The organism is Anaeromicrobium sp. (assembly GCF_025210435.1).
Lineage (GTDB): Bacteria > Bacillota > Clostridia > Peptostreptococcales > Thermotaleaceae > Anaeromicrobium.
This window is the reverse complement of record NZ_JAOART010000010.1, coordinates 1-4028: the sequence shown is the minus strand read 5'-3', so window position 1 is coordinate 4028 and position 4028 is coordinate 1. Positions and strand designations below refer to the sequence as shown.

At 31.0% G+C, this 4028-nt stretch carries 4 protein-coding genes; 3 read left to right on the top strand and 1 reads right to left on the bottom strand.

The features are described 5' to 3' along the window. The coding region (locus tag N4A57_RS00980; protein ID WP_330671414.1) for a hypothetical protein at nt 1-191 on the top strand (191 nt) is incomplete at its 5' end. Between the two features lie 150 nt (nt 192-341). Then, a complete protein-coding gene (cls, locus tag N4A57_RS00975) occupies nt 342-1946 on the top strand; it encodes a cardiolipin synthase (RefSeq protein ID WP_293655470.1) in 1605 nt (534 codons plus the stop codon). Nucleotides 1947-1970: 24 nt separating this feature from the next. Here the strand turns inward: cls and N4A57_RS00970 are convergent, their stop codons facing one another. Continuing rightward, nucleotides 1971-3050 carry an NAD(P)H-dependent flavin oxidoreductase gene (locus N4A57_RS00970; protein ID WP_293655469.1) on the bottom strand — a complete coding sequence of 360 codons (1080 nt, stop codon included), beginning with the start codon at nt 3048-3050 and terminating at the stop codon, nt 1971-1973. Between the two features lie 155 nt (nt 3051-3205). Between N4A57_RS00970 and tpx the strand changes: the two genes are divergently transcribed. Next, nucleotides 3206-3715, top strand: coding sequence for a thiol peroxidase (gene tpx / locus N4A57_RS00965; RefSeq protein ID WP_293655468.1), 510 nt, complete (start codon nt 3206-3208; stop codon nt 3713-3715). Nucleotides 3716-4028: the final 313 nt, after the last annotated feature.

Genomic DNA, 4028 nt, shown 5'->3' with positions numbered 1-4028 from the left:
TTCCTAAATATTCACCAACCATGAACCCCCAAGAAAACCTATGGAATGACTTAAAAGCTAAGCTATTTAGACCAGCTGCTAGAAGTTCCTTAGATGAACTTGTGTATGACATATATAATATATATACCGAATATAGTGAAGATCCAGATAAAGTTTATTCGTTAACAAATGTTAGAAATTTCCTGACATAAAACAAAGTCTTTACCAATAAATCTATATAATTTCCCAAAATTAAAAGTTTTTAAAGGAAAAAACTTGTTATGGTGAATATTATATAATAGGGTTTACTTTTTCTCGTGAAGGATAAAAATATTATAAAGATTGTTATTTGGGGTGAAGGAATGAGACGAGGAAAGTCGGGATTTATTATATTGATAATAATTAGTTTTATAGTCATAATTGCATTTCAACTTGCAGGATCATTTATTAAGATTGAAATTAAACACTTGTATACGGGATTTTCTACAAGTCTTGAAGATGTGGGAGATAGGGCTTATAGTTTATCTGCTGTAACAGAATACTTAAACATATTATTTTCCGTATATATTATGTTTTTAGCTCTATTTATATTTTTAGAGAGTAGGGATCCATCTAGAACTGTAGCCTGGTTATTAGTTTTAATTGCATTTCCCCTTCCAGGTTTTATATTTTATTTATTTATGGGTCAGGATATAAGGAAAAAAAGAATATTTAAGAAAAAGAAAGAATCAGGATTTCCCTATTTTAAGAAAGCTGTAGATATTCAAAAGGAGACTATGAAATATGTGGATTTATTCTCTTCTGATGAATCCATAGTTAAAAAGAGACTAATAAATTTAATGATAAACAATGCCAATGCACCCTTTACTTTAAATAATAAGGCTAAGATACTCACTAATGGAGAAGAAACCTTTAATGAAATAATAAAGGAATTAAAAGGGGCGAAAAGCCATATCCATATGGAGTATTTTATTATTAAGGATGATAAAATAGGACGTAAAATATTTAATATATTAAAAGAAAAGTCCAAGGAAGGAATAAAAGTAAGGGTAATTTATGATAGTGTGGGAAGTTTTAGATTGAGTAAAAATTATTTGAATGAATTAAGAGACTATGGAATAGAAATAGAAGGGTTTTTACCCGTTTATTTTCCATTATTAAGTAGAGAACTTAATTACAGAAATCATAGAAAAATAATTGTCATAGATGGAAAAATAGGTTTCTTAGGAGGATTGAACATTGGAGATGAATATTTAGGTCTAAATGAAACCTTAGGATTTTGGAGAGATAGTCATCTAAAGGTGAGAGGAGAAGCTGTATATGGCCTTCAAAATATATTTCAAAGGGATTGGTTATTTGTAACTGAAAATACTATAGCCTTTGATGAAGAATATTATCCATCCCAAGGGTATTGTGGAGAGCACTTAATGCAGATTGCTGCCAGTGGACCTGATTCTGATTGGCAATCCATAATGCAAGGATATTTTTGTATAATATCATCGGCAGAAAAAAGAATCTGGATAAATACACCATATCTAGTTCCTGGTGAAAGTATAATGACTGCTTTAAAGACAGCTGCCTTAAGTGGCGTAGATGTAAGAATCATATTGCCCCATAAACCAGACCACAAAACAGTATTTTGGGCTAGCATGTCTAATGTGGAAGAACTTCTAGAAGCAGGGGTAAAGGTATACCAATATAGAAAAGGCTTTATACACGCCAAAATAATGCTTGTGGACGGCATTGCAGCATCTGTAGGAACTGCAAATTTGGACATAAGGAGCTTTAGACTTAATTTTGAAGTAAATGCCTTTATATATGATGAGGAATTAGTAAGTAGAATGGAAAAGGATTTTAAAGAGGATATGGAACATAGTAAAGAAATAATATTAGAGGAACATAAAAATAGAAACATATTAAGTAGACTAAAAGAGTCTACAGGAAAATTATTTTCGCCATTATTATAAGGCATATGAAAAAGAGGAGTATAATTACTCCTCTATCTTCAATAATCCTTCTTTTAATTCTTCAAATATGTGTTTAACAGATGTGATTTCTTTTATTTTATGAACTTTAGACCCTGCAAAGGCAAATCCCTTCTCTAAGTTACCCCTTTGTGCTTGAATTAGAGCATCTGCAATACAGTATAAAGTTTCCTTAGGATTACATGTTTTAATACAATTTATACACTTAATTCCCTTAGGTTTACCATTTTCGTATACATCAGATACAAATTTATTGTAAATGGCTCTACCTGGTAGGCCAACAGGGCTTTTTATAATATATACATCATCTTCCTTGGCATTTACATAAGATTCTTTAAATACTATAGATGCATCACATTCCTTTGTAGCTACAAATCTAGTAGCCATTTGAACTCCAGATGCTCCAGCCTTTAATACTTCTGCCACATCTCCTGGGCTATAAAGTCCACCACCTGCTATTATAGGAATTGTTTTATTGTATTTTTCCTCAAAAGGCTTTATAGCTTCTAACACTTCTTTAACTAAAGTTGTTAAAGAAAAATCTTCTTTATGTTCTAATTGCTCAGGACTAAATCCTAAATGACCACCTGCTTCTGGCCCCTCTACTACTATAGCGTCAGGTAAATAGCTATGCTTCCTATCCCATTGCTTACATATTAACTTAGCAACTTTTCCAGAAGATACTATAGGTGCTATTTTAGTTAAGGATCCCTTTACCAAAGAAGGCAATTTCATAGGCAAGCCTGCCCCTGCAAATATAATGTCAGCCTTTTCTTTAACTGAGATTTTTACCATCTCCTCAAAGTTTGTAAGGACCGTCATAATATTTACACCAATAATTCCTTCTGGAGCAAGTTCCTTTGCTCTTCTTATATGATAAGTTAAACCTTCCATGTTAGCTTTAAATTTATCTTTATAATAATCTTCTAAATTAAAACCAGGTTCAACAGCTGATATAACGCCGATACCACCACAGTTAGCAACGGCTGAAGCTAAATTAGAGAGAGAAACCCCTACTCCCATGCCACCTTGGACAATAGGCATATTAGCTACTAAATCACCTATTTTTAGTTTTGGTATTTTCATTTCAACACTCCATCCATTTTATATTATATTTCAGTGTCATTATATAATAAATGTGGTCAATATACAAATGTAAAATAAAAGGGTATTTATAGATTAGAATTTGATTTTTTGGATATATATATAATATAGTATTTCGTTAGGAGGATGTAATTATTATGGAAAATAAAAGAGGTAATATTACTATGGCAGGAAATCCTGTAACTATAGTAGGTAATGAAATTAAGGTGGGAGACAAAGCACCTAATTTTACCGCACTAAAGGGGGATTTGAGTCCATATACTTTAGATGATGCAAAGGGAAAGGTTAAAATAATTAGCGTAGTACCATCTATAGATACGGGAGTTTGTGAACTTCAAACTATAACTTTTAATGAAGAAGCATCTAAATTAGATGATATTGTAATTTTAACTATTAGTGTGGATTTACCTTTTGCCCAAAAAAGGTTCTGTGCAGCTAAGGGTATAGATGAGGTAGTTACTTTATCAGATCATAGGGATTTATCCTTTGGTATGAATTATGGTTTTGTAATAGAAGAACTAAGATTATTAGCTAGAGGTATAGTTGTCATAGATAAGAACGATGTGGTAAGATATGTGGAATATGTGGATGAAGTAACCAACCATCCTAATTATGATAAGGCCATAGAAGAAGCTAAAAAATTATAAGTAAAATAAATTAAAGGTTTATGCTAATATGCATAGGCCTTTAATTATTTTCATATGTCTAATCAGAAAATAATCCTTATAAAGCTTTTATTGGTATATATATAATGATATAATTTAACAGGAAAATTTTAGCTGAAAATTTATTCTTAAAATATGTAAGGAAGAAAATAAAACTCTAAATGATTAAATTTAATTACAATTTTTTACAGTTGGTGATTACACTAATCCTTAAGCAGCTTTTAACGCTTTCAAAACCTCATCTAAAGGAATATTACTTTTAGCGCATTGATAAATCCAAGAGATACTATTTTGT

Bases quoted from the DNA above. Each gene is read 5' to 3' on its own strand.
- cls (WP_293655470.1), top strand. From the start codon at position 342: ATGAGACGAGGAAAGTCGGGATTTATTATATTGATAATAATTAGTTTT.
- N4A57_RS00970 (WP_293655469.1), bottom strand. From the start codon at position 3,050: ATGAAAATACCAAAACTAAAAATAGGTGATTTAGTAGCTAATATGCCT.
- tpx (WP_293655468.1), top strand. From the start codon at position 3,206: ATGGAAAATAAAAGAGGTAATATTACTATGGCAGGAAATCCTGTAACT.